The sequence below is a fragment of the Pedobacter sp. FW305-3-2-15-E-R2A2 genome (assembly GCF_038446955.1).
Lineage (GTDB): Bacteria > Bacteroidota > Bacteroidia > Sphingobacteriales > Sphingobacteriaceae > Pedobacter.
Genome location: NZ_CP151803.1, coordinates 5,158,284 through 5,182,307, shown reverse-complemented (window position 1 = coordinate 5,182,307; position 24,024 = coordinate 5,158,284). Strand labels below are relative to the sequence as shown.

Annotated in this window: 14 protein-coding genes; 12 read left to right on the top strand and 2 right to left on the bottom strand. The window is 44.1% G+C overall.

The features are described 5' to 3' along the window. Positions 1-15 precede the first annotated feature (15 nt). The 6 genes from AAFF35_RS20905 (at position 16) to AAFF35_RS20880 (ending at position 10,995) form a co-directional block, all read left to right on the top strand. Positions 16-3,402, top strand: coding sequence for a glycoside hydrolase family 2 TIM barrel-domain containing protein (locus tag AAFF35_RS20905; RefSeq protein ID WP_342328476.1), 3,387 nt, complete (start codon positions 16-18; stop codon positions 3,400-3,402). 21 nt (positions 3,403-3,423) lie between these two features. Continuing rightward, positions 3,424-4,590 (top strand): mandelate racemase/muconate lactonizing enzyme family protein, encoded by a 1,167-nt coding sequence (locus AAFF35_RS20900; protein WP_342328475.1) that lies wholly within the window; start codon positions 3,424-3,426, stop codon positions 4,588-4,590. A 34-nt stretch (positions 4,591-4,624) separates the two neighbouring features. Further along, positions 4,625-5,410 carry an SDR family oxidoreductase gene (locus AAFF35_RS20895; protein ID WP_342328474.1) on the top strand — a complete coding sequence of 262 codons (786 nt, stop codon included), beginning with the start codon at positions 4,625-4,627 and terminating at the stop codon, positions 5,408-5,410. Positions 5,411-5,538: 128 nt separating this feature from the next. Beyond that, complete coding sequence (locus AAFF35_RS20890; RefSeq protein ID WP_342328473.1) at positions 5,539-7,110, top strand: discoidin domain-containing protein; 1,572 nt, start codon at positions 5,539-5,541, stop codon at positions 7,108-7,110. 185 nt (positions 7,111-7,295) lie between these two features. Beyond that, positions 7,296-8,444 (top strand): AraC family transcriptional regulator, encoded by a 1,149-nt coding sequence (locus AAFF35_RS20885; RefSeq protein WP_342328472.1) that lies wholly within the window; start codon positions 7,296-7,298, stop codon positions 8,442-8,444. Positions 8,445-8,616: 172 nt separating this feature from the next. After that, the gene (locus AAFF35_RS20880; RefSeq protein ID WP_342328471.1) at positions 8,617-10,995 is read left to right on the top strand and encodes a TonB-dependent receptor; all 2,379 of its coding nucleotides are present in this window, start codon (positions 8,617-8,619) and stop codon (positions 10,993-10,995) included. 2 nt (positions 10,996-10,997) lie between these two features. Here the strand turns inward: AAFF35_RS20880 and AAFF35_RS20875 are convergent, their stop codons facing one another. Beyond that, complete coding sequence (locus tag AAFF35_RS20875) at positions 10,998-12,482, bottom strand: hypothetical protein (RefSeq protein WP_342328470.1); 1,485 nt, start codon at positions 12,480-12,482, stop codon at positions 10,998-11,000. A 170-nt stretch (positions 12,483-12,652) separates the two neighbouring features. Here AAFF35_RS20875 and AAFF35_RS20870 point away from each other — a divergent pair, with 170 nt between their 5' ends. Next, the gene (locus AAFF35_RS20870; RefSeq protein ID WP_342328469.1) at positions 12,653-13,999 is read left to right on the top strand and encodes a hypothetical protein; all 1,347 of its coding nucleotides are present in this window, start codon (positions 12,653-12,655) and stop codon (positions 13,997-13,999) included. Positions 14,000-14,029: 30 nt separating this feature from the next. On the opposite strand, the gene AAFF35_RS20865 is transcribed toward AAFF35_RS20870, so the two are convergent. After that, on the bottom strand, positions 14,030-15,928 hold the full coding sequence (locus AAFF35_RS20865) for a TonB-dependent receptor (RefSeq protein WP_342328468.1): 1,899 nt from the start codon (positions 15,926-15,928) through the stop codon (positions 14,030-14,032). 121 nt (positions 15,929-16,049) lie between these two features. Between AAFF35_RS20865 and AAFF35_RS20860 the strand changes: the two genes are divergently transcribed. From AAFF35_RS20860 to AAFF35_RS20840, 5 genes are all read left to right on the top strand, one after another. Then, positions 16,050-18,155, top strand: a complete 2,106-nt coding sequence (locus tag AAFF35_RS20860) for a carboxy terminal-processing peptidase (protein ID WP_342328467.1) — start codon at positions 16,050-16,052, stop codon at positions 18,153-18,155. Positions 18,156-18,181: 26 nt separating this feature from the next. Further along, positions 18,182-18,721, top strand: a complete 540-nt coding sequence (locus AAFF35_RS20855; RefSeq protein ID WP_342328466.1) for a sigma-70 family RNA polymerase sigma factor — start codon at positions 18,182-18,184, stop codon at positions 18,719-18,721. Between the two features lie 60 nt (positions 18,722-18,781). After that, positions 18,782-19,909 carry a FecR domain-containing protein gene (locus AAFF35_RS20850; RefSeq protein WP_342328465.1) on the top strand — a complete coding sequence of 376 codons (1,128 nt, stop codon included), beginning with the start codon at positions 18,782-18,784 and terminating at the stop codon, positions 19,907-19,909. A gap of 118 nt (positions 19,910-20,027) precedes the next feature. After that, a complete protein-coding gene (locus tag AAFF35_RS20845) occupies positions 20,028-21,443 on the top strand; it encodes a TlpA disulfide reductase family protein (RefSeq protein ID WP_342328464.1) in 1,416 nt (471 codons plus the stop codon). Then, positions 21,443-24,022: a M1 family metallopeptidase gene (locus AAFF35_RS20840; RefSeq protein ID WP_342328463.1), complete on the top strand. Its 2,580-nt coding sequence runs from the start codon at positions 21,443-21,445 to the stop codon at positions 24,020-24,022. Before AAFF35_RS20845 ends, AAFF35_RS20840 begins: the two co-directional genes overlap by 1 nt. Positions 24,023-24,024: the final 2 nt, after the last annotated feature.

Here is a 24,024-nt window from a genome sequence, read left to right as displayed (position 1 = left end):
TAACTTTAAAATACAATGTTAAAACAATTACGCTGTCTTCCATTTGTGTTGCTGTTCACGATGGGAGTGGCCTACGGTCAGGAATATAAAACAGTACAAAATTATAGTGCCGCAGATTGCGGGGATTGCCTGTTAAGCAAAATAGGTCAGGCTTATACCTATACCCAACAGGAAATTCCTGCTGATGTCTTCCCCATCAGGGGAAAAGAAAGAACAATATTTTTTGCTGGCAGGATCTCGATTCCGTTTACCGTTGCTGACCTCAAAAGCAAGTATCAGCTGAGGGTCACTTATCTCTCCGATTCCAAAGACCGGAAGGTCAAAGTTTTGGCAGACAATGAGGTCTTGAGCGGTTCAGTGGCATTGCCTTATCAGAAAGCATTGACCGTAACCTATACGATTCCTGCTGCTGCTTATCAGGATGGTGCCTTTATATTTGATTTGATTGCCCTTTCCGGCGCAAATGTTCCGGTTAGCCGCCTGGAGATCTTGTCTACCGGATCAAAGGCATTGGTGTATAAAGATGTACTGGCAGAAAAGATCAAGAGCATCTCTTTTAAGCCAGAACGGTTATCGCCGGTTCCGGCACGCGTAGAAAATATTGGTTCTCCGGTTTTGTCTTTGAACGGAACCTGGAACTTTAAATATAAAACACAACAAGGGAAAATTCAGGTTCCCGGAGAGTGGGAGATGCAGGGGTATCAGGTAGATTCTGCAGCGCAGGCATCTTATACCACTTCTTTTGAGCTTCCGGCCGACTGGAAAGGTAAAAAGGTCAGGTTGCGTTTTGATGGGGTAAGTTCACATTGTGAAGTCCTGTTAAATGGAAAATACCTGGGCGCGCATGAAGGTGGTTTTGTGATTTTTGAAATGGATGCCAGTGCTGCGGTAAAGGCGGGGACGAATCAAATAGAAGTAAAGGTGGCGAGCTTAACAGTTTCCGATAAGTTGGGTTGTGTCTCTCAATATGCCTCACATACGGTTGGTGGCATTCTGAGAAAGGTGACTTTAACGGCATTGCCGGAACTGAACATCGGTGAAATCTATCCTCAGGTGACCTTTGATAAAAATTATCAGGATGCCAATCTTCATATCGACTATCAGGTTTTTAATGAATCGAAACTGGCGGGGGATGTTGCGCTGAAATTTATATTGCTGGATAGGGAAGGAAAGGAGCTGAACATCAATGGTAATTTGGTGGAAAAGAAAGGGCTCCGTCCAAAGACAGACCTGAAAGGAATCCTCAGCATCCCAGTTAACCGTCCTGAAAAATGGGATACAGAACATCCTTACCTCTATACTTTAGTCACCCGCTTGCTGAGTAAAGGAAAAATCTTGCAGGAGAACAGACAGAAACTGGGTTTCAGGCAGATTGACATCCGGGGAAATCAGTTCTTCGTCAACAACAAAGCTATAAAGCTTCATGGGGCGAACAGGCATGATGTAAGTGCGCTTGGGGGCAGAAGTCTGAGCGCAGCACTGAACCGGAAAGATGCCGAATTGTTCAGAAATGCCAATTGTAATTATATCCGTACTTCTCATTATCCGCCTTCAGAAGAATTCCTGGCAGCCTGCGATTCTTTAGGAATGTTTGTCGAGGCCGAAGCAGCGATTACCTGGATAGAACATCATGCCAGTCCGATCTGGAAAGAGTGGAATTACCTGAACCCGGAATTCCTGCCTCATTTTCTAAGGGCCAATTTTGAGAATATTCGTGGAAACCGGAACCATCCTTCGATCATCATCTGGTCTATTGCCAATGAATCGAGATGGAGCCCATTATGGGATAAAGTAAATGCAGAGGTTAAAAAATACGATCCGTTGCGTCCTACCGCTTTCCATGACCAGACTTATGGAGGATTTAACAATGCAGGCAGTAAAGCCGATATCAGGAACATTCATTATCCCGGTTTGGGTGGACCCGGGCAAACGGATAAATTTACAGACCGGCCGGTGTTGTTTGGGGAATACTGCCATGTGCAGACCTATAACAGATTGGAAGAGGTGACCGATCCTTATGTCCGTGCGGATTGGGGAAGGATGCTGCACCAGATGTATGATAAAATGTATACGCATCAGGCTTGCCTGGGTGGTGCCATCTGGGCCGGGATTGACGATATCTTTCATAAACCAGACAGTACGATTGTAGGTTATGGGCCCTGGGGTGCTGTTCTTGATGCCTGGAGAAGGGAGAAACCGGAGTTCATTTCTGTAAGGAAATCCTATGCACCTTTTGTGATCCGTAATTTAAAGGAAGCGAAACCAAAGAATGGGATCTTGTTGCTGAAAGTAGAGAACAGGTACAACTTTGCCAATTTGAAGGAAGGGCAGTTGAAATATACGGTTGATGGGGTGTCTAAGACGGCAACTTTGGATGTTCCGGCAAGGTCGTCTGGAGATTTGGAATTGCAGGTACCTGATGATGCAAAGGTCGTTGGCATTACTTTTACCGACCCAAGGGGATTCATCACACAGGAAGAGCAAATGATTTTTTCGACTGCAGGAAGGGTTGTCCCGGTAGCATCAAATATTGCCGTTAAATTTAAGAAATCCGGCGATCAGATCGTGTTGAGCCGTGGTACACAAAAATATACTTTCGATAAAAATACAGGTCTTGTGATGGACCATAAGATTCTTGGAGGAATTGCCATGATGGTGGTTCCGATGAACGGTGATGATGGTGGCGCACCTCATATTGCAGGAAACAACTATCAGCGAAACATCAAGCCGATTTTATATCAGCCGGAAGGCAATTGGAAAACGAGTTTGCTGACTGCCTCAAAAGATCAGGAGTCGGTTAATGTTAAAGTAGAAGGCAGTTACAAATATCTGAAAGGCGCTTTTAACTATAAATTTCTGGCAGATGGAACGATTGAAATTGAATACGATTTTAAGGTGACTGATACCCTGAATATCAATCCCAGACAATGGGGACTGGCTTTCGAGCTGCCATCAGATTTCCAGCACCTGAATTATTCGAGTAAAGGCTACTGGAGCGTTTACCCTGAACATGATATTGCCAGAACTGCCGGAGATATTCAGGCTTTGCCGCTGCATCAGAAATATGTAGAGGCGCCATTACAAGTACCTGCCGGGCCCTGGTCTGCCGATGCAAATGACCTGGGAAGCCGGGATTTCAGAAGTACCAAAGCGAATATTTATCATGCCGGATTGAGCAATGATAAAGGGGATCAGCTGACCGTTTATTCTGATGGAACGCAAAGTGCGAGAAGCTGGATTGATGGAAATAAAACAAGGTTCCTCCTGGCAGAATTAAATGGAGGTGGTTCTGATGGCTTCTTCGCCGGTTATTATAGCAAGGAACGCAGGCCTTTAAAATTGGGTGCTGAATTAAAAGGAAAAATTAAGCTTAAATTAGAGGGATCTAAAATACATCAATGATAAAAAAACAAATATATACTGATGAAAATCACTGAGGTAAAAGTCTGGCTGGTAGAGGGGGTTAAATACAACTGGACCTTATTAAAGATTTATACAGATACCGGACATACCGGAGTTGGAGAGGCGACGAACTGGCCGGGTAGTCCGATTGTTTACCATGCCGCCAAACATGTTGGAGAAAGGATTATAGGTCTGGATCCCATGAGAACAGATTTCATCTGGACCAAGCTTTATCGTGATTTAAACTGGATGGGCCCTTATGGTGCAAGTTTGTGTGCGATTAGTGGCATAGACATGGCCTTGCTGGACCTTAAAGGGAAAGTATTGGGGACGCCATGTTATGAACTGCTGGGGGGTGCTTTTCGGAAAGATATTTTACTCTATGCCAATTACTGGTTTACCGGTGGCGGGCACAATGAAGCAGATTATGCAGCACAGGCTTTAAAGGTTAAAGAAGCAGGATTTACGGGTTTGAAGTTTGATCCTTTTGCCCATACGAACTATTTATATGGGGAAGACCTGTCATCGAACCTGACCCTGACGGCAGAACAGCAGGATTTGGCTTTCAATGTGAGCAAGGCGGTGCGTGATGCAGTGGGGCCGGAGTTTGATATTATGATTGAAACCCATGCGATGTTAAACTATCGGGTTGCGGTAAAAATGGCGCAACGCTTATCGGCACTGGACATCACCTGGTATGAAGAACCCGCCGGACCTGAAAGTGCCGATAACCTGCGGGCGATGAGGGAAAGAATTCCATCGAATGTTTCGATCTGTGTAGGAGAAAGACACTACACCAGGCATGGCATCAGACCTGTTTTAGAAAAGAATATTTGTGACATCATGATGCCGGATATCACCCGTTGTGGTGGTCCTTCAGAAATGAAACGTATGGCGACCATGATGGAGGCTTATAACGTTTTGCTGGCGCCACACAATCCAAACGGACCTTTATCTACCCTGGCAAGCGCACATGTTTGTGCTTCTGTTCCGAACTTTTTCAGACAGGAGTTTATGTTCAATGATGTGCCCTGGAGGGATGAGGTGATCACACATCCGATTGGAGATATGGTTCATAATGGCCATTTGCAATTGTCAGACAGGCCGGGGCTCGGAGTAGACCTTGTAGAAGAAGAAATGGAAAAACATCCTGGAATTTTGGTTCCAAGGCCAGGTTTTTACGTTTAAAATAACATTATCATTATGGCTTTATAACATCATCATGGCTTTGCAAATTGATTTAAAAGGAAAGGTTGCCCTCGTTACCGGAGTGAGTTCGGGAATAGGTCTTGGCGTGGCAAAAATGCTGGCCAGGGCTGGTTGTACGGTGACCGGATGTGCATTAGATGCGGCCGATAGTGCAGGGGCGAATTTGTTCCTCGATGCCATAAAAGCGGAGGGCGCTTCCGGTCAGTATCTACAGACAGACGTTACGAAAGTGGAAGCGCTGGAAGCACTTGTTGCAGCTGCGGCAAAAAATGGAGGAATAGACATCCTGGTTTCCAATGCCGGGCGGAACTTTTTTCAGGGCGCAGCTGAATGTGAGGAACAGGAATGGCAGGAGAATATGAACCTGAACCTGAGTTCGCACTGGCGACTGGCGAAATTGTGTCGTCCTTACCTCGAACAGCGTCGGGGAGTGATCCTGATCATGACCTCTAATCATGCGGAAAATACCATCCCGGGATGTTTTCCTTATAACCTTGCCAAAACTGCATTAACCGGATTGGTAAGAAGTCTGGCCATTGAATGGGGACCAGCAATTCGTTGTGTGGGGATTGCGCCCGGATTTATAGATACAGCTGGCAATCAGAACTGGTTCAATTCTTTTGCAGAACCTGAACAGGAGCGACAAAGAACGATTGACCTTCATCCGGTAAAAAAACTGGGAACAGCAGAAGAAATAGGTGGCTGGTGTGCTTTTTTAGCCAGCGATTACGCGGCATTTGCTTCCGGAACAACCTACCTCATTGATGGGGGGAGAAGCGCGTTGATGCAGGACAATTAGTCCTGAGGGCAATATGGTGTCAGCATTGGACACTCCGTGTAAAGTGATCATTATCAGGGAGGTTTATATTCGTTTGTTCTTATTAACCAGAAGAACATCACGTAATCATTAACCTAAACAAACCTTACATGAAAAAAAATGCCTGCCTCCTGCTGTTCGCAGTAGCCTTTCTCTTCGCCTGTAAAAAAAGCGATGTTCCCGGAGTACCTGTTGAAGAAGTTCCCATAGATACGGGATACCATTACAAATCTGATTATGCTTACAACCTGAATGTGGTTTATTTCATTGCTTCCGGTAAAACGGCCAATGATGATTACCACCGCAGGATTAGTGAAATGATGCTTCAAGGCCAGGAATTCTATGGGAAATGGATGAAACACTGGGGATTTGGAGATAAAAGCTTTGGATTGCTGAAAGATGTGGCAAAAAAGAGAATCAAGATCGTAGAGATCAAAGGAAAACTAGATCAGTCTAATTACTCCTATAGTGGCGGAGCAGGAAATGTACTCAAAGAAATAGACGAGTATTTTCTGGCACATCCGACGGAAAAAACGAGTGATCATACCCTCATCATCATGTGCGTTCAAGATATTCAGGCAGATAATGCCCCTTTTTACGGGTTGGGCCGTAACTGTTTTGCTTTGGATTATCCAGGGATGGACATTAAAGATCTGGGGACCGGTACAGCAGCTGGGGATAAAGCAACAGGCTGGATCGGCGGACTAATGCATGAGCTTGGTCATGGCATCAATTTACCTCACAATGGAGGGCAGAAATCAGAGAATGCACAATTTGGAACTTCATTGATGGGAGCAGGGAATTCGAGTTATGGGAGAACACCAACTTATCTGACCAAAGCGGATTGTGCGATTTTAAACAACAATCAAGTGTTTAGTAAAGTCACGAAAACGGATTGGTACAGCCCGTTCAATGCGACCATCAGCCATTTGAATGCCAAATATGAAGCTGGAAATATAGTGGTCTCCGGGCGGTTATCAGGTGCGGGAGCTGTTAATTATATCAACTTTTATAACGATGGAAATAAAAACGGAATCGGCGGAAATAAAGATTATGATGCCGTTCCCTGGTCTACGCAGAAGATTGGGCTCGACAGCTTTTATGTGAGTATGCCTTTGAGCGAGTTTAGCAATACTGAAGATTATGCTTATGAGTTAAGGATCATGCTCTGCAATGAAAATGGGAGCCTGCTAAATGTTCCTTATCCTTATGAAATCAAAAACGGAAGCCCGGTTATTGATTTCGGAGATAAAAAGGAATATAGCAAAACAAACTGGCAGGTGATTGATTTCAGTTCAGAGGAGACGGTGGAGGAAGATGGAAAGGTGACCAACCTCCTGGATAAGAACAATACCACTGCCTGGGTGACGCGATGGAATAGCAATGCGCCGACCTTCCCGCATCACTTTGTGGTCAATATGGGCCAGGCATTGGCAGCAGATGGATTTGCATTTACCCAGCGCGGAGGAAGCAGCAAAATAAAAGACATGCAGATTTTGACGAGTAATGATAATATCGCCTGGACTGCACTGGGGAATTATGTGTTAAAAGACGTTGGAGGACCGCAGTTCATTTATTTGCCTTCCACAAAGACATTCAAATATTTTAAAGTAATCGTTACTTCCGCTACTGATGGTCGTCAGTATGCTTCGCTCGCGGAAGTTGGCGTGTTTAAAAATTAATCCCGGTTGGATTAATGCTCTGGTTGGGAGCTGGCAGGTACGTTTGGTCGCGTACCTGCTTTTGTATGAATTGGTTTTTAGGCATTCTGTTGTACTGATGCAGAAATAGCGGCGGCGTTTTTTGGAGAAGCACCTGTAGAATTGAAACAATGTATTACATTAGCATATAAATCAACAATCGCTAAATGGTGGAACAAAATCTAATCAGCATTATTTCAATAGTTGCCGTTTTTGTGTCCCTGCTTTTATCCTTTTTCCTGCTAACGGTCTCCACGAATAATAAATTGGGGAATGTTCTCCTTGCTGGTTTCATCATTCTGAATGCGGTTGACCTGAGCGGATGGTTTATCTATCCGGTTACCCGGCATTATCCTGATCTGGAAATGTTCCGGAGGACGACCTCGGCTTTAATCAATCCATTGTTTTTTCTGTATGCTTTAGCGGTTTGTTATTCTGATTTCAGGCTGAAACCTAAGCATCTGTTACATGCGATCCCTTTTGTGTTGGAAAACCTGTACCTGATGGGTGTTTTCTACCTGGCGGCACCGGGGGATAAAACGAGTTTTTTTAATGACAAAGGTGGTTTAGCCGCCAGTCTTATACACCTGGCGTATGGCCACCTGCAATTTGCATTTTACATTATCGCGATCTTTCTTGTGCTGAGGAAGTATAAAAAGGTCTATCTGGAGAATTATACCAATAGCGCTACGATTACCTATAAATGGTTGTTTCAGCTGACTGTTGTGATCACCGTTGTTCATACCATTGTGATGTGTAAAGACCTGCTGTTGTTTACCGGCTCTTCTGATGTTTTCAATGGCGCGCAAATTCTTGTGGGCATCAATGCGGTATTTATTCTATGCTGGTTTGTGATGAAGGCGCTATATTATCCGAACCTCTTCAGAGGAGTAGATTCCAGGCTTGAGCCCATTGAACACATGATCGTGCTGCCACAGGAAGAAGAGCGTTCGCAAAAGCAGGAATTGAATGTAGAAAATCAGGAAAAGACCGGACGCCTGAAAGCCTATATGAATGATATGGAGCCTTATCTTGAGCCCTCCTTAACTGTTCAGGACCTGGCTGTTCAAATGGAAATGCCGGTTCGTGATTTATCGATCCTCATCAACCACCACCTTGATCAGCACTTTTTTGATTTTGTGAACGAATACCGCATTCAAAAAGCAATGGCGATCTTAAAAGATCCGGCAAAAAATGAGTTAAATATCCAGGAGATTTTATACCAGGTTGGTTTCAATTCAAAATCTTCTTTTAATACAGCCTTTAAAAAATACACCAATCAAACGCCTACGCAGTTTCGAAACGCTTTTATGTAATGTTGCTTATTGTCAGGTGATTGTAGTTGTTTTCTGCCTGAATTTGTAAAAAGTCGTACACCTTCGTATAAAGTCGAACCGATTTCTTCAGGGAAAAAGAGTTCGACTTTTTTTGTCGGACGTTTCTCTTGCTGCGCCTCAGCACCTTTGTTTCGAACAAAAAAACAAGAACATGAAACGCATTATATTCTTCCTCCTCCTTACATTGCCGCTATGGGCAAACGCACAAATAAAAATTAAAGGACAGGTGAAAAACAGCATAGCCCCTCTGGCCTGGGCAAACGTCATCTTAACCAATGCTGAGGGGAAGCTGGTCAAAGGAACATTGACGAAAGATGATGGTACTTTTGAGCTGGATGCTAAAAACGGAGCTTACAACATCAAGGTCAGTTATTTGGGGCTGGGCGATTGGTCGGTAAATCTGATCCTGGAAAAGGAATTGGACCTGGGGACAATTTTGCTGAAAGAAAATACAGGAAATCTGGAAGGAGTGGTGGTGGTTGCAAGAAAGAAACTCATCAGCTATAAAGCGGACCGTTTAATCTTTGATGTCGAAAGCAGTATCGCTGCGGAGGGCGGAGATGGCATTTCCGCGATTAGTGCTGCTCCAGGTGTATTGGTGCAAAACAACGCCATCAGTATGCTTGGGAAAGGGTCTTCGCGTGTGATGCTGGATGGGAGAATGGTGGAGCTCTCTGGCGATGACCTGATCAGCTTTCTGAAATCAATATCCGCGAAAGACATTAAGCAGGTGGAAGTGATTGGCAACCCTCCGGCAAAATATGAGGCAGGAGGAGAAGGGGGGTTGATCAATATCATTTTAAAGAAAGGAGCAAGGGATTCCTGGAAAAATTCGACCAGCTTGTCTTACGATCAAAATAGTTATGGGCTGGCCACATTGAGGAACAACTATGTATACCATAAAGACAAAGTCAGGTTTTCCCTTAGCGGAGGCGGAACATTTGGGAATAGTAAGGTGCTGCAGGAATTGAATACCGGTTATCCTTCCGGTCTCTGGGAATTGAAGTATAATGGAAAGCAAAAGGAAAATAAGGTTTCCGGCCGGCTGGCATTTGACTATGACCTTTCAGCGCGGACAAGTATCGGGGTTCAATACCTGGGCAATTATCAGACACCAGATTCGAAAGATTTTGTGGGCATAAAAATTCACAACAGGAATGGTCAGGTCGATTCCCTGCTGATCAACCAGGGGGATAGAAAGCTCAGTTCCGGGAACCATACTTATAATGTCCATCTGGTGTCCAGGTTGGATACATCGGACCGGAAAATTTCAGCTGATCTGGATTACTTTACTTATAATTCTAAGATAGACAACCGTTTTATGGCCAATGTTTTTTCTCCAGACATGACTTTTCTGAATACCAATCAGGCAGCCAGGAATGTTTCGGGCAGGACGATAGATAACCTGAGCGCAAAGGTAGATATGGAGCATCCGCTAAAATTTATGAATTTGTCGTACGGCGCTAAAATCAGCTTTATCAAAAGCAAAGGTGACATCCGGTACTTCAATACCATTTCCGGAACGCCGGTTTTGGATGGAGGCCGTTCCAATGAATTTCTTTACGAGGAAAACAACCAGGCCGTCTATGTGAACGGAACTAAAGATTTTGGTCCTAAGCTGAGCATTCAGTTCGGCTTAAGGCTTGAAAATACAGCAACCGAAGGAGAATCGGAAACGTTAAACCAGACGAATAAAAACAGTTACCTGGAGTTATTTCCTACTTTTTACGGTGCTTATAAACCGAATGACAGTCATCGTTTCCTCTTCAATTATGGAAGGAGGATCAACCGGCCTGATTTCGGTGTATTAAATCCTTTCCGCTCCTACATCAACAGCAATAGCTATTCTGAAGGAAACCCTTTCCTGAAACCTTCATTCGGTGATAACTTTGACTTTAGCCATGTCTATAAAGGCGTATGGAGAACAAATGTCTTCCTTAACATGACCACCGATGGATATGGGCCTGTATTCAGCTCTAATCCGGAGACCAATACCCTTGTGCTGACGAGGGAAAACTATTATAAAGAGCAATATTTTGGGCTAGGGGAGAACTATAGTCTTCAGCTGACTTCCTGGTGGCAAAGCGAGAATTCTGTCTACCTTTTAGGTTCAAAAAGTAAGTTTACCAGTCAGATCAAAGCCAGCCCTAAAAATACAGTGCAGTTGTATTTATCGACCAACCATACTTTTTCTCTGAGAGAATCGACAAAACTGCAGGTAGATTATAGTTACAGTTCTTCTTTTAAAAGGGGGTTGTATGAATTTGGTGCAATGTCTGGCTTAAATATTGGCCTGCGACAAACGTTTGTAAAAAACAACCTGCAGGTATCCATGCTGGTTAACGACGTTTTTAACCGCAACTATTTAAAAAATTATACTTCGATCGTGAATGGAATCAGGCAGGTCTATAGTGAAAACAACAGCAGCAGATTTTTCCGGATTTCCCTGGCTTACAATTTTGGAAACGATAAGGTAACTATAAAGGAACGCAGTTTTGGAAATGATGAAGAACGAAAAAGAACAAATTAGCATTATCCGGTATGCTGATACGTACTTTCTGTATGGTCATGGAGTTTATTGACGATGTTTTTGATGGAGTTGTCCAGGTTTTCAGCAGAATCAAAAAGCGCGTCTTCCAATTCAGTATAGGTTGTCTTTTTATCTTCACTCATTTGAATCACCATGATGATGCCCTGGATGTTACTCAGATACCTTCTCACTTCATGAGAATTCATGAACGAAATTTCTTTATTTAATTTATTGTACATGAGCTCATTGTATTTTCTCTTCATCCTCGCTGAGCGGTAGAGCAGAAAGAGGGCAATGATGATCATCGCTGCAACGACGGACAATAAAATGAAATAGTTTTTTCTGGCTTTCAGGTTCTCCTTGGCCAGCACATATTTGTTTTTAATTTCATCATATTTTAGAAAGGTGAGGATACTGCCTGTTTTCATCATGTTTTCAGCATTCAGCAGGGACTGATCCATTCCTTTCTCGTAATAGCGGGAAGAAAGCTTAAAGTTCCTTTCTTTCTGATAGGCATCGCCGAGTAAGTTGTAGAGTAGGCTTCTGGTATATCCGGGGTCTTTCAGGTTTGGGGAAGAAAGGAGTTTGAGGATTAATTCTTTAGCCTGCGTAGTTTTATGGAATAAAAGGTACGCACGCGCAAGGTGAATGGTTGTAAAGATGTAATCCTGATCTCTGAGATTATTCAACACCAGTTTAATGGCATCAATTACTGCCGGATCTTTCTTTAGGAAGAGTTCCATATACTTTAACCGATGTTCGGCGATGATGTTATAGGAGGATCTTTTTTCTGCGCTGAGGACTTTCTTTGCGTAATGCTGCAGGGAATCTAAATTCTGAAGATAGAAATAAGTGGTGGCCTTATTTTGATAGATGAAATATGGGACCAGCCCGTTTTTTTGTTTGACTGCCAGTGCTGTTGCCTGGTTTAAGGCATTGATTGCTTCCTCGTACAGGTTGTTTTTGATGTAAAGGTCTGCGATATTGTTATAATTGATGATCAGGCGACTGGTGTCGCGGTTTTTCTGATATATTTTACCTGCCATAAGGTAGCTTTCCATGGCTCCCATATAATTTTCAAAATCGGTCTCAATAAAAGCGAGAATATTCAGTAACCTGGGCAATTGTGGTTTGCCTTCGCCGGTTTCCTTAAGGGCGAGCAAAATATAGTGTTTTGCAAGGTCAAGCTTTCTGAGTTTTTTAGCAGCCAAGGCCTCTATTTCATACGCAAATGCTTTTTTGTGGGAGATGTTGCTGTCTTCAAGTGCGGTTAAAAGTATGTTTTTATTTATGGAAATGCGATCGGTATCGGTCGCAGTAACGATATAGGATAGGGTGAGCTGATACAGCAGCTCCTGTGCGGTTTGGGCCGGAAGGTCAGCTAGTTTTTCTACTTTCTCCGATAAGCTTTCCTGAGCAAATAAGTTTAAGGAAAAGAACAAGGAAACTAATAATGAAATGAGTGTTTTTTGTGCCCGTGTTTTCATTTCGATTTATTTAAGGAGTAATGCCATTCAAAACCGTATTCAAAATATCAAATAAAATTCGCAATTAGGCGTAATTGATTATCACTTATAAATAATAGATACAAAATGTCTTGTCTGGAAAACTGTTCCAATGTTTTGATTATCTTAAGCAGGTTTTGACGAAGGGAATTATGAATTTTAATATGGATGGCCAGTCCTACAGGGACTTGAATATATTTACCGGTTCTTCGGGGGCAGATCCCATATTCCATACGTTCCGGGAGAGCAGGACTTTAGGAGGAAGAGAGGCCGTCCGGACGATGATGGGGAACCCTTCAGCAGATCTGGACTTTCTCAACCGACGGAAGGAGGCGATACAATATTTTTGTGAACAGCGGATTGCCCTGGACATCAGACCGGAGCAGCTCGACCTGATTGAACACTATTTAAAATTTAATAAAGCTTATTCCAGAAATAACCTGCTGGATTCATTGGTGGATTTTCTCCGTAGCAGATCAGGCAATGATTATTATACCATCAGTACCGGGCTTCGTCATTTGATCTGCCTGTTAAAGTATCTTGCTGATTTTGTCAAAACATTACAATCGGAGGGGGTACCGGAGTATCTGCAGATGCTTGGCCAAAGGATCAGCGGGATCATCAATTCGGAGGCTTTAAAAGAGGCAGGAACATGGAATGAAAAGAAGCTGCGCTTCTATCAGATTAGCCGGCTCGATCATGTTTGCCGGAAAAAGGAGAAAGCTGAGCTGGCAGAATTGATACCGCTGGTTTATGAATTGGATGCGTTTGAGACGATCTCCAATGTTGCCCGTAAAAAGGGCTGGTGTTTTCCGGTTTACTCCGCTGCTGCGGAGGTTAGGGTTAGCTTAACCGGTATGTTTCATCCAGAGCTGGCGCAACCGGTTAGTAATGATATCCTATTGAAAAAAGAAGAAAACATTGTTTTCCTGAGTGGATCAAATATGGCTGGAAAATCTTCCTTATTGAAATCTTTGGGGTTGGTGATTTACCTGTCGCACCTGGGTTTCCCGGTACCTGCAGAGAAGATGGAAACCACGATTTTTAATGGACTGCTGACCACGATTAATTTGCCGGATAACATTAGTCAGGGGCTCAGTCATTACTACAGCGAAGTGAAAAGGGTGAAAGCCGCCGTCAGCAGTTTACTGGAACAGGAGCGGATGTTTATCATCTTTGATGAGCTGTTCAGGGGAACAAATGTAAAAGATGCTTTTGATGCTTCCCTTTTAATTATTTCTGAACTTTCCCATGTCCATAATTCTATATTTTTTATTTCCACGCATATCGTTGAACTGGCAGCGGAACTCCGGCATTTTGAAAACATCTCCTTTAAATACATGGATACTTTTTTTAAAGATGAGCGGCCCGTATTTACCTATAAACTAAAAGAAGGGGTTTCAAAAGAACGTTTGGGCATGTATATCATTCAACAGGAGGGGATTATCGACATCATCCGCCAGGCGTCTAAAAAGAAAAAAAACAGCCATATTTGGTAGATTTGTAACCAAATATGGCTGTTTTTAAGGCTAGATTCCGGCTTTTAGTCCGAGGGTAAACCAGGAGCCGGGCATAGGTACCGCTCCGGCCTCGATATATTGTACATTAAACAGATTGGCTCCATCTGCATAAATGCTGTAATGCGCTTGTTTAAAGGCTATCCTTGCATCCATTACGGTATAATTTTTATAGCTGATGCGTTCGTTATAACGGGCAGTCAGGGTAAGATCGATGACTTTATAAAACGTTGCATTCATCGTTCCACTCAGCTGATTTCTCAAACTTTCCAATGCATATCTGGAAAAGTTTGCGGTGCTTAGTGTGGTTTTAAAGCTAGGATCGAGGTTGGTATAAGAAGCACCTAGTCTGAGTCCGTTTAAACACCCGTTTTGAGAAAGGTTGGCCAGCTTATAATCGGCGCTTAAGGTAAAACCTTTTGTATTGACCTGACTGAAATTTTTCGGCTGCCATGGATCGCTCTGCAGTGCTTTTACCCAATCAATGAAATTATCGATTCTGCGGACAAAATAACTCGCATTCATGGAGAGCTGGTCATTGTTGAACTTGATTCCTCCTTCTGCATATTTCGATTTTTCAGGACGAAGCTGGTCGTTCCCGATATTGGTGGGCCCTTTATAATAAAGGTCTGTATAGGTCGGTAAACGTTGTCCCGTTCCCAGGTTCGCAAATAAGCGCCAGTTGCCGTAGAAATTATAACCTGCATCCAGACCGGGAAAGGCCTGCCATCCATAGTCGGAATTGTAATTGGTATACATTCCCACATTAATGAGCAAACGCGCGATGGGTTCAAATTTATACTCTCCAAAGAGGCCGGTATTGGTACGGTCCCTTTTGCCCAGGTTGGTGCTTTTGATGCGTTCTGTTCTTGCTTCCAATCCGAAGCCAAAAGTACCGATCGCCGTTTGAACCGTATTGTTCAGTTCTGCATCGAATACATTGCTGATGTGGTGGTTGTGGAACTTGTCTGGTGTTTGCTTGATGTAAAGGTAATCGTCTACATTATTGCGGTAGCTGATCCGGGGCACCAGTGTCCAGTTATCGGTGATTTTAGTCGTATAGGAAACCGAGGCCAGAGCGGTCTTTACGGTTTCTTCCGCTTCTTTATCTCCGGGAGCGGCATAGAATGCGTTGGCTCCGAAATTATTATGGACATAACCGCCCATGACATCCAGGTAGTCCGAAGCGCCTACATTTATTTTTCCCTGGTAATATAGTTTCTGATTGTTAAAGGCCGTATTGTAGCGGTAACCATTTCCTGCTTCCTGAGCCACAGAAAATAAATGGGAAGAACCGTTTAAGGCAAGGGATCCGCTGGCCTGAATTCCGTAATTGGCATAGGTGCTGCCATTTCCTTCTTTCTTTTTAAAACTGCTTCCGGAGAATAGGTTTGCAGAAAGCCCGGTTGTTTTTACCGTCCGGGTGACGATATTGATGGCGCCGGTGAGGGCATTGATGCCATAGATTCTGGAGGCCGATCCCCGCAGGACTTCAATGTGGTCTATGTCGTCCATAGTGATGGGCAGGTTCATCATATTGTGTCCCGTCTGCGGATCTGAAACTTTAATGCCATTGATCAACACCAGACTTTGATCAAATGTACCTCCATCCATGCTGATGTCTGCCTGTGATCCACCGGGGCCGCGTTGACGAACATCTACACCAGAGACATAACTCAGCAATTCGCTGACCGACCTGACTGGCAGGCTTTGGATTTTCTCCCGGTCGATGATGGAGATGTTCCGGTTTTGTTTGGAAAATGGCAATTGAAGTCTGTTTTCTTTGACCATGACTTCATTCAGTTTCCTGGTGGTATCATTTAAAGGTTTAGAGGTATTTTCTGTTTGCGCATTCACACTGAGGGTACAACCCAATAAAGCGAAGAGGTATGCGGAATTTTTAAAAAGCATGCTTGTTTATATTTGGGGGCCAAATATAGGGTCTTGAAAATATAATTTCTCATTCCTTCACCCTTTTTGAATTTCTGATCGCCTGCTGTTTATAGTATTCAATTTTTAAATAGATTATAGAATGATAACCAGTTTAAAGACTTCGCTCTGCATGGCCATAATTGCGGGGATCAGTCAGCATGCCCTTGCACAATCCGAACAGGACCAAAGCCTTGCCTATCAGAAGATTACGATTGCTGCGGTGGTCAGAAATATAGAGAAAGGTCATTTCAGGCCGAAGCCGATCAACGATGATTTTTCCCAGGCGATCTGGAAGAAATACCTGCTGGCATTGGACCCAAACAAAAATGTATTTCTGCAGTCGGATCTTGAACAACTGAAAAGATATGAGTTTAGCATTGATGAGGAACTGAAAGAAGGTTCTGCGGAATTTTTTAATGTGGCCTATCAGCTTTACCAACAACGGCTTCAGGAAGTAAGTGTTCTTTACAAGGATATCCTTGCAAAACCTTTCGATCTGCACAAAAAGGAAAGTGTTCAGTTGAACGGCACATTGCTTTCCTTCGCTAAGGATAAAAAAGAATTGGATCAGGTTTGGCGCAAGCGGTTAAAATATTACCTGCTTAAAAAAATGATTGATCTGGAAGAGGAAAGAAAGGCCGCAGGAACGCCGGCTTTGGCTCAGGCGAAAGGCGCGAAGCCTGATCTTTTAGAAAAAGAGGCAAGGATGAGGATTAGGAAATGGCTGGACAATAGTTTTAAAACCCTGATGAGTCCGGCCTATTCAGAGGAGAAGTTTAGTCAGTACCTGAACACCATCACGTTTGAGATGGATCCTCATACGACCTATTTCGCAGCTGTGAAGGCCAGAAGCGTAAACGAGCAGATGGCGAAAAAGTATTATGGCCTGGGGCTGGAGCTGACAGATAAAGAAGGGGAAGTCTGGGTGAAATCTCTTCGGCCCGGAGGCGTTGCGATAAAAAGTGGATTGGTAGACGTGAATGACCGTTTGCTTCGGATCACGGACCGTAAAGGAACTATGATTGATTTGGACGGCGTTCCCATTACAGAAGTTGCAGAGCTGATCCGCGGCGACAAAGACACCGAAATTTCCCTGGGGCTGCGGAAAGTAAATGGCATTGAAAAAACCATTTCTTTAAAACGGGGCGAGATCAAAGAAGAAGAAGGAAGGGCCAGAAGTGCGGTGATTCATAAAGGCAATCAAAAGATCGGCTATATTTATCTGCCGGAGTTTTATGCAGATTTTAATAACCCGGCGGGTGCACATGCGGCAACGGATGTGGCAGCGGAGTTGCTGCAGCTAAAAACAGCCGGAGTAACTGGAATTGTAATTGATTTAAGAAATAATGGTGGCGGTTCTCTCGATGAAGTAGTGAAAATGAGCGGTTATTTTCTTGGATCAGGGCCCAAAGTTCAGGTGAAAGGTAAAGAAGGGGTAAAAGCTTATGCGACTTATGATGCTCCGGTCTATGATGGTCCACTGGCGGTCATGATCAATGAAAACAGCGCTTCTGCATCGGAGATTTTTGCTGCGGTGATTCAGGATTACCGAAGGGGAATCATTATCGGGAGCCGGTCCAGTTATGGAAAAGGGACGGCACAAAGTACCCTTCCGATGGGAAAGATGGGAGATAAAGCCAAAGGGACGCCTCCATTGAACTTCGGTTCTTTAAGGTTGAGTTTAAATCAGTTTTATCGCGTCAATGGAGGTTCTACACAGCTTAAAGGGGTAAAGTCTGACCTGATTCTTCCTGGAAAATTACAATATCAGAAGATCCGGGAACAGGACAACGAAACTGCTTTGGCCTGGGACAGCATTGCTCCCGCAAATTATAGGATTTTTAACCGGATGTTGATTCCAAATAATATTCTAGCTTTAGAAAACGAAGAGATTGGTAAAAATGAAGCCTTTAAAGTCATCGCTGAAAACAGCAAATTGCTGGCTGAACATGCAGATGACCCGCTTTCGCTGGACCTCCCTAAATTTAAGGAGCAGCAGGCGAAAATGCTGTCCTGGTCTAAGAAAATAGACGAGGCGGCGCAATTACCGGAATTGAAGCAATTGACCATTACCGGCACCCGTTTAACCAGCGAGGGGCCGGGGTTGGAATGGTATGGCAAATGGATGGAGGGGGTGACAAGGGATATATACGTAGATCAGACTGTAAAGGTGATGGTACGTATGGTATCCAATTCAGACAAATAAATTTTATTTCAAAATGTATAAGGCCAATGGCTGAATTTTTAATAGAAAAACAATTTCGGGATCACTATTCATTTCTATGTACTGCTGCATTTAATGTAGTGGAAGATGAAGATGTTGCCAAAGATATCGTTCAGAATTTTTTTCTCTATTGCCTCGATAAGCAATCCGAACTGCAGATTGCAGTAAGCTTTCGGAATTATGCGTTCCGGGCGGTAAGGAATGCGGCTTTGAGTTATAAGAAAAAGGCAGAAAGGGTAGATTATGACGATGAGATCCTTCATCGTGCAGCGGAAGCAATGCAGTATAAATCGGAACTGGAAAACGAAGAAAGGGAAGAGGAGCGGAATGTCGTTTTATGGGAAATCATCGGGCAGATGCCGGAGAAACGTCGCCGTATTTTTCTGTTGAGTAATAAAGAGGGTTTGAAATATACAGAGATTGCCACGCAGCTGGACATCTCTGTAAACACCGTAAAAACACACATCAGGTTGTCTTATGAATTTCTGAGAAGGGAATGTAAGTTCCTGATCCGGATGTTGGTATTGATTTATATATGGATAGGTTAATGAACAGGTTTTATAACACATAGGGGTATGGATAAGGACAATAAATTTAATTGGGATAAGATGTTAAAGCACCTAGATGGGGTAAATGAGGATGGGGAAGCGCCCGGGACACTAAATGAGGAAGAGCTGGAAATGCTGCTTCTGGCCGAAGAAATGCGCATTAAGCTCAAAGGAATGGACCCTGAAGCGCAATTTCCGGTAGAAGAAGGATGGAAAGAATTACAATATGCCCATGAGCAAAGCAAGCGCAAAGAGCCTTTGCTGATCAGTTGGTACAAGCGTCATCAATGGCTGAGCATTGCGGCAACAATGGCTTTATTACTGGCTCCTGTATTCTGGTGGTACGCAACAGATAAAACGGAGAAAGGGATTTCAAATCCGGTGGCAAAACAGGTGCCGTCAAACCAGATCAGGCTCACCCTTGGTAATGGAAAAAGCATCAACATCGAGGAGCAATCCGGAGCATTGAAGGGCGCGGAAGAACACCTGGCGCTGACCGGTTCGGCCATTGTTTATGAGAAAGAAGGAGCCGCAAAAGAAAACCTGGCCGGAAACAATACCCTGGAAGTCCCTTTTGGAAAACAGACCAAAGTGGTGCTCTCTGACGGGACACAGATCTGGATCAATGCAGGCTCAAAATTAACCTATCCCAGTCAGTTCGGAGCCGCCAAAAGGGAGGTTAGCCTGGAAGGAGAAGCTTTTTTTGATGTGGTTCATCAGGCCCAAAGACCTTTTGTTGTACATACTGGTCGGCTGAGCATCAATGTGTTGGGGACGGAGTTTAATGTCAATACTTTTGGTGCTTCCTTTCAAACGGCATTGGTTCGCGGGAAAGTCAGGCTGGAGGCAGGTACAAAAAGCATGGTGTTGTTGCCGGGAGAACTTGGAACCTATCATGACCAGTCTGCAGGGCTTTCCAAAAAAGAAAGCAACCTCCGGGAATATACCGCATGGAAAGACAAGGAACTCTATTTCGACAATGGCCGTCTGGGAGATATTGCCTCCAGACTGGAAAGGGAGTACGACCTGAGCTTTAGTTTTGAAAGCCCTGAGCTGAAAAATCTGCATTTTACGATAGATATGCCCAGACCGGATGAGGTGCAGGGGGTGCTGAATAATATTCGGTTGAGTACCAATCAAATTAATTTTGTGTTTAAGGGAAAGCAGATTGAAGTGAAGAAACGATGAGTTAAAAATGCTGAGAATCAGTTGGGTACCGGTATGAACAATAAAGGGTGAAAATAATTGAAATTGTTTTCACCCTTTTTACTGCTCCGGTTGCCTATATCTTAAACCACCTAAACTTATGACCATTTCCCGTTTATTCTTGCTATCGCTATTGGCGTTGGGCTTAACCGTAAAAGGCAGTGACAAGAACGCTAAAGTGCAGTTCCAGGTTACTGTACGTTCTCCTGTTTTAAAATACATTCATTTCCACCATTCGCCTGAAACTGCTTATGGTATGGTACAGAGCGACATTATTCAGCTCAATGAGAATGGAACTACCCAGATCAAAAGAGTACTGCCTGCTTCCTCATCCATCATTTTCTTTGGAGGTATTCCGATATTGATCAGCGGAGCTGAACAGGTGAACATGAGCATGTATCCTTTAAAAGATAAGGGCACTGTTCCTTCGCATCTGGGGCATGCTGCGGCTTTCAAAGGAACGGCCTCGCTGAAGCAAAGCCTGCCTTACCGGATGGATAGTTTATATATGATTTCTCCTGAACGTCTTTCTACCATGACACAAACGGAGCTAGATGGTCATTTTAAAGCCATGGATCAACAGATCGGGATGCTGATGTCTAAAGCGAAAGTTGCAAAAGCAGCCGACAGGGAACTATTGCAAGGTTATTCCCGTTTGTTGCAGGCCCAGCTTAAATGGAATTTTCTGAACGCACAAAAAGCAAAAAACAATTTGTCTCCTGCCTTTGGGGATTGGTACCGTAAAGGACTGGACCTGTCTGACGTTGCACTGAAAAAGATTTTCAATACCAACATGATGAATATTTATCTGATGACCTGGGAAGAGGGGCAGAAGCTTCAGGATCCGCAATGGTCTGACCTGAAAAAGATGAACCTGATATTGGTTGCAAAAAATAATTTGCTGAACAAAATGGTGGTTTATCCATGGTTTAAAATTCAGCTCCGCTTTAAAGGAATGAACCGGGAATTACAGGATTTTTATCCGGCAATGCAGGCTTCGTTTATGGATCCCGAAGATGTTAAATTCTGGGCCGCTCATTACCAGACCCATGAAAGCATCATGGAGGGAAATCCTGCACCGGATTTCGCTTTAACGGACGATAAAGGTAAGATCGTGAAGTTGTCAGATTTCAAAGGAAAAATGGTGATCATAGACGTATGGGGAACCTGGTGCGGTCCATGCAAACAGGAAATGCCTTACTTCCATCAGCTGGTAGAAGATCTTACCGACAGCACAGACATTGTATTTATGACCATTGCGATGGAAGGCGAAGGTGACCTGGCCTGGGATCAATACCTGATCGATCACAAGATGAATAAGACGGTAAACCTGAAGTACCTCAGTAAACAAGGAGGCGAAGATTTTTTGTTCTTTAGAGAGAAATACGGACTGGATAGCTTTCCGAGATATATGGCAATAGACCGCAAAGGGAATTTTATTTCCCCATTGATGGGCTTTCCAAGTAACCCTGATTTTAAGGCGAAAGTTGTTAAATGGCATCAGGAAAAAAGATAATGAGGACCAGAAAATATGTAATGTTGCTGATGGGATTCTTTCTGTCCTACATTCCTTTTGCGGAGCCGCTTATGGCACAGCAGAATGGCTACGACTGGCGGGAAACCTTCAATCCTGTGGTTTATCCCCAGGGAAATGTATACCGGACTGCAAGGGGGAAACCTGGAGCACAATACTGGCAGAACCAGTGTGATTATGTGATCAAAGCCGGATTTGATAGCTTATCGAGAATACTTACCGGGAAAATGACCGTTACCTATACGAATAACAGTCCGGATACGCTGGATGAAGTATGGTTTGTTCTTGGGCAAAACCGTTTCCGGAAGGATTCAAAAACAAGGATGCTGACCCCTGTTGAGGGCAGCAGATTTGGGATTCAGGAGGTGACGGAAGGTTTTGTCCTGAATGCCGTGCAGGAAAGAGCAGGTAAGACTTTTCAAAATGCCAGTTACCAGATCTCCAATGATCAGCTGAAGCTGAAATTGAAACAACCTTTGAAACCGAAAGGAAAGGTAGAGTTGTATATTGATTATCATTTTACCCTTCCTTTTAACGGTTCGGATTTTATGGGAATTTTACCCAGCCCGCATGGAAGCATTTATCAGCTGTCTTCCTGGTTTCCAAGGATGTTAGTTTACGACAATGTGAACGGCTGGAACCCCGGAAATCCGGGTTATTATATCGAGCCAGGGAAAATGGATTACGAGATCAGTGTGCCCTCAGAAATGATCGTACAAGGGACCGGAACGCTGATCAACCCTGCAGAAGTGCTGACTAAAACTCAGCTGGCTCGCTTGCAGCAGGCGAAAGCATCTGACCTTACCGTTCAGATCAGAGGCCCTAAAGAAATTGCTGCTTCGGGTAGCTCTGGAAAAAAGAGCCGCTGGCATTTTACTGAAGAGCATACCGGGGATGCCGCTTTTGCCATCTCCAGGGCTTTTATCTGGGATGCGGTACGGGTAAACCTGCCCGATCAACGGAAGGCGCTGGCGATGTCTTTGTATCCTCCGGAGAGCAATATTCCAAGCTGGCAGCAGTCTGCACAAACGATGAAGCAAGTACTGGAAACGTATTCCCGCTTATGGGCTCCTTATCCTTATTCCAGCGCAGTGAATATTGCCGGTTCTATTACCGGGATCGGTGCACCGGGGTTGAGCATCATTCATTATAAGTCGGACGGCATGGCCAATGGGGTCTGGTCTAAAGTGAACCATGAAATGGGACATACCTGGTTTAACATGATGGTGGCCGGAAACGGAAAACAGGGTTGGATGGTAGAAGGCTTAAACTCTTTCATCAACCATGTTAACGGCGATACCCTGGGCGGACAAACGGCTTTTGCAATGCAGGATGCCGTGGATTGGCTGGGGAAGGTGAAAGCAACGGAGCCGATAATCACACCTTTGGACCTGATGCAGGCAGAAAATTTTGCCTTACTGGCCTACATGAAACCTGCGGCGGCTTTACATTTATTGAGGACACAGGTTTTGGGGCCGGAGCGTTTTGACCCTGCTTTCCGGACTTTTATCAAAGACTGGACTTTCAAACACCCGACACCAGAAGATTTTTTCAGAAGTATGGAACATGGCGGTGGGGAAGAGTTGTCCTGGTTTTGGCGCAGTTGGTTTCTGAACGACTGGAAGCTGGATCAAGGCATTTCCGGTGTCCGCTATGTAGATGGATCGGTGGAAAAGGGGATCCTCATCAAATTGCTCAATAAAGGAAAAATGGTGATGCCTGCAGTAATAGAAGTGATTGAGTTTAACGGAAAGACGAGCAGGGTTACTTTACCGGCACAAATCTGGCAACGGAACAAGGAATGGAGCTTTCATTATCCTTCTACTTCTACGGTGATGTCGGTAAAACTGGACCCTGATCAGGTTTTACCTGATGCAGACCGGGCCGATAATTTCTGGCAGGCAAGCGGAAAATCTAAACCTGTTCCGGCAGGATTAAATGCGGCAATGGTGATCGAAAATTACCTGAAGGCCATCGGTGGCCGCGAGCGCATCGGGAAGCTGAAAAGTGTAGCACTGAGTTATCATCAGAAAATTGGAAAAACGGAATATGTGTTCGACCGTACGGCGGCCTTTCCGGGAAAATATAGCATGGGAATGGGCTTCAGTGATTTAGCGGCAAAATTGCAACAATATGACCTGAATGCTTCCAGTATTTCCTATCGGTCTTTTGGCTCCCCGGTGCCCTTAGATGCAAGGCAGGATGAGCAACTCAGGCAGGTTTGTACCTTTTTTCCTGAATTGCTTCTTTCTGCCGCATCAGGGACACTTAGCCTGAGTGACTCCACGGCTTTTGTGAATGGGATGGATGCTTATGTATTGAAGCTGAGCAAGCCGACAGGAGAAAGCCTGGCTTATTATTATGAGGTGAAAACCGGACTGAAAATCAGAGAAAGTTATACAGGCGGCAGTCCGGAAAACCTGCCCTATGAGCGCCTGGAATTAGGGGGGTATCAAAACAGGGACGGACTGTTGTTGCCTGATCTGCTCATTATGAAAAAACCAAATGAAGGGGACCTGTTGCTTAAAGAAAAGAAGTTCAGCATTTCCTCCGACAAATAAAC

What these genes read in the sequence shown, in the direction of transcription:
- AAFF35_RS20870 (WP_342328469.1), top strand. Translation starts at nt 12,653, where the DNA reads ATGAATTTTAATATGGATGGCCAGTCCTACAGGGACTTGAATATATTT.
- AAFF35_RS20895 (WP_342328474.1), top strand. Translation starts at nt 4,625, where the DNA reads ATGGCTTTGCAAATTGATTTAAAAGGAAAGGTTGCCCTCGTTACCGGA.
- AAFF35_RS20885 (WP_342328472.1), top strand. Translation starts at nt 7,296, where the DNA reads ATGGTGGAACAAAATCTAATCAGCATTATTTCAATAGTTGCCGTTTTT.
- AAFF35_RS20845 (WP_342328464.1), top strand. Translation starts at nt 20,028, where the DNA reads ATGACCATTTCCCGTTTATTCTTGCTATCGCTATTGGCGTTGGGCTTA.
- AAFF35_RS20860 (WP_342328467.1), top strand. Translation starts at nt 16,050, where the DNA reads ATGATAACCAGTTTAAAGACTTCGCTCTGCATGGCCATAATTGCGGGG.
- AAFF35_RS20890 (WP_342328473.1), top strand. Translation starts at nt 5,539, where the DNA reads ATGAAAAAAAATGCCTGCCTCCTGCTGTTCGCAGTAGCCTTTCTCTTC.
- AAFF35_RS20865 (WP_342328468.1), bottom strand. Translation starts at nt 15,928, where the DNA reads ATGCTTTTTAAAAATTCCGCATACCTCTTCGCTTTATTGGGTTGTACC.
- AAFF35_RS20850 (WP_342328465.1), top strand. Translation starts at nt 18,782, where the DNA reads ATGTTAAAGCACCTAGATGGGGTAAATGAGGATGGGGAAGCGCCCGGG.
- AAFF35_RS20905 (WP_342328476.1), top strand. Translation starts at nt 16, where the DNA reads ATGTTAAAACAATTACGCTGTCTTCCATTTGTGTTGCTGTTCACGATG.
- AAFF35_RS20880 (WP_342328471.1), top strand. Translation starts at nt 8,617, where the DNA reads ATGAAACGCATTATATTCTTCCTCCTCCTTACATTGCCGCTATGGGCA.
- AAFF35_RS20900 (WP_342328475.1), top strand. Translation starts at nt 3,424, where the DNA reads ATGAAAATCACTGAGGTAAAAGTCTGGCTGGTAGAGGGGGTTAAATAC.
- AAFF35_RS20855 (WP_342328466.1), top strand. Translation starts at nt 18,182, where the DNA reads ATGGCTGAATTTTTAATAGAAAAACAATTTCGGGATCACTATTCATTT.
- AAFF35_RS20840 (WP_342328463.1), top strand. Translation starts at nt 21,443, where the DNA reads ATGAGGACCAGAAAATATGTAATGTTGCTGATGGGATTCTTTCTGTCC.
- AAFF35_RS20875 (WP_342328470.1), bottom strand. Translation starts at nt 12,482, where the DNA reads ATGAAAACACGGGCACAAAAAACACTCATTTCATTATTAGTTTCCTTG.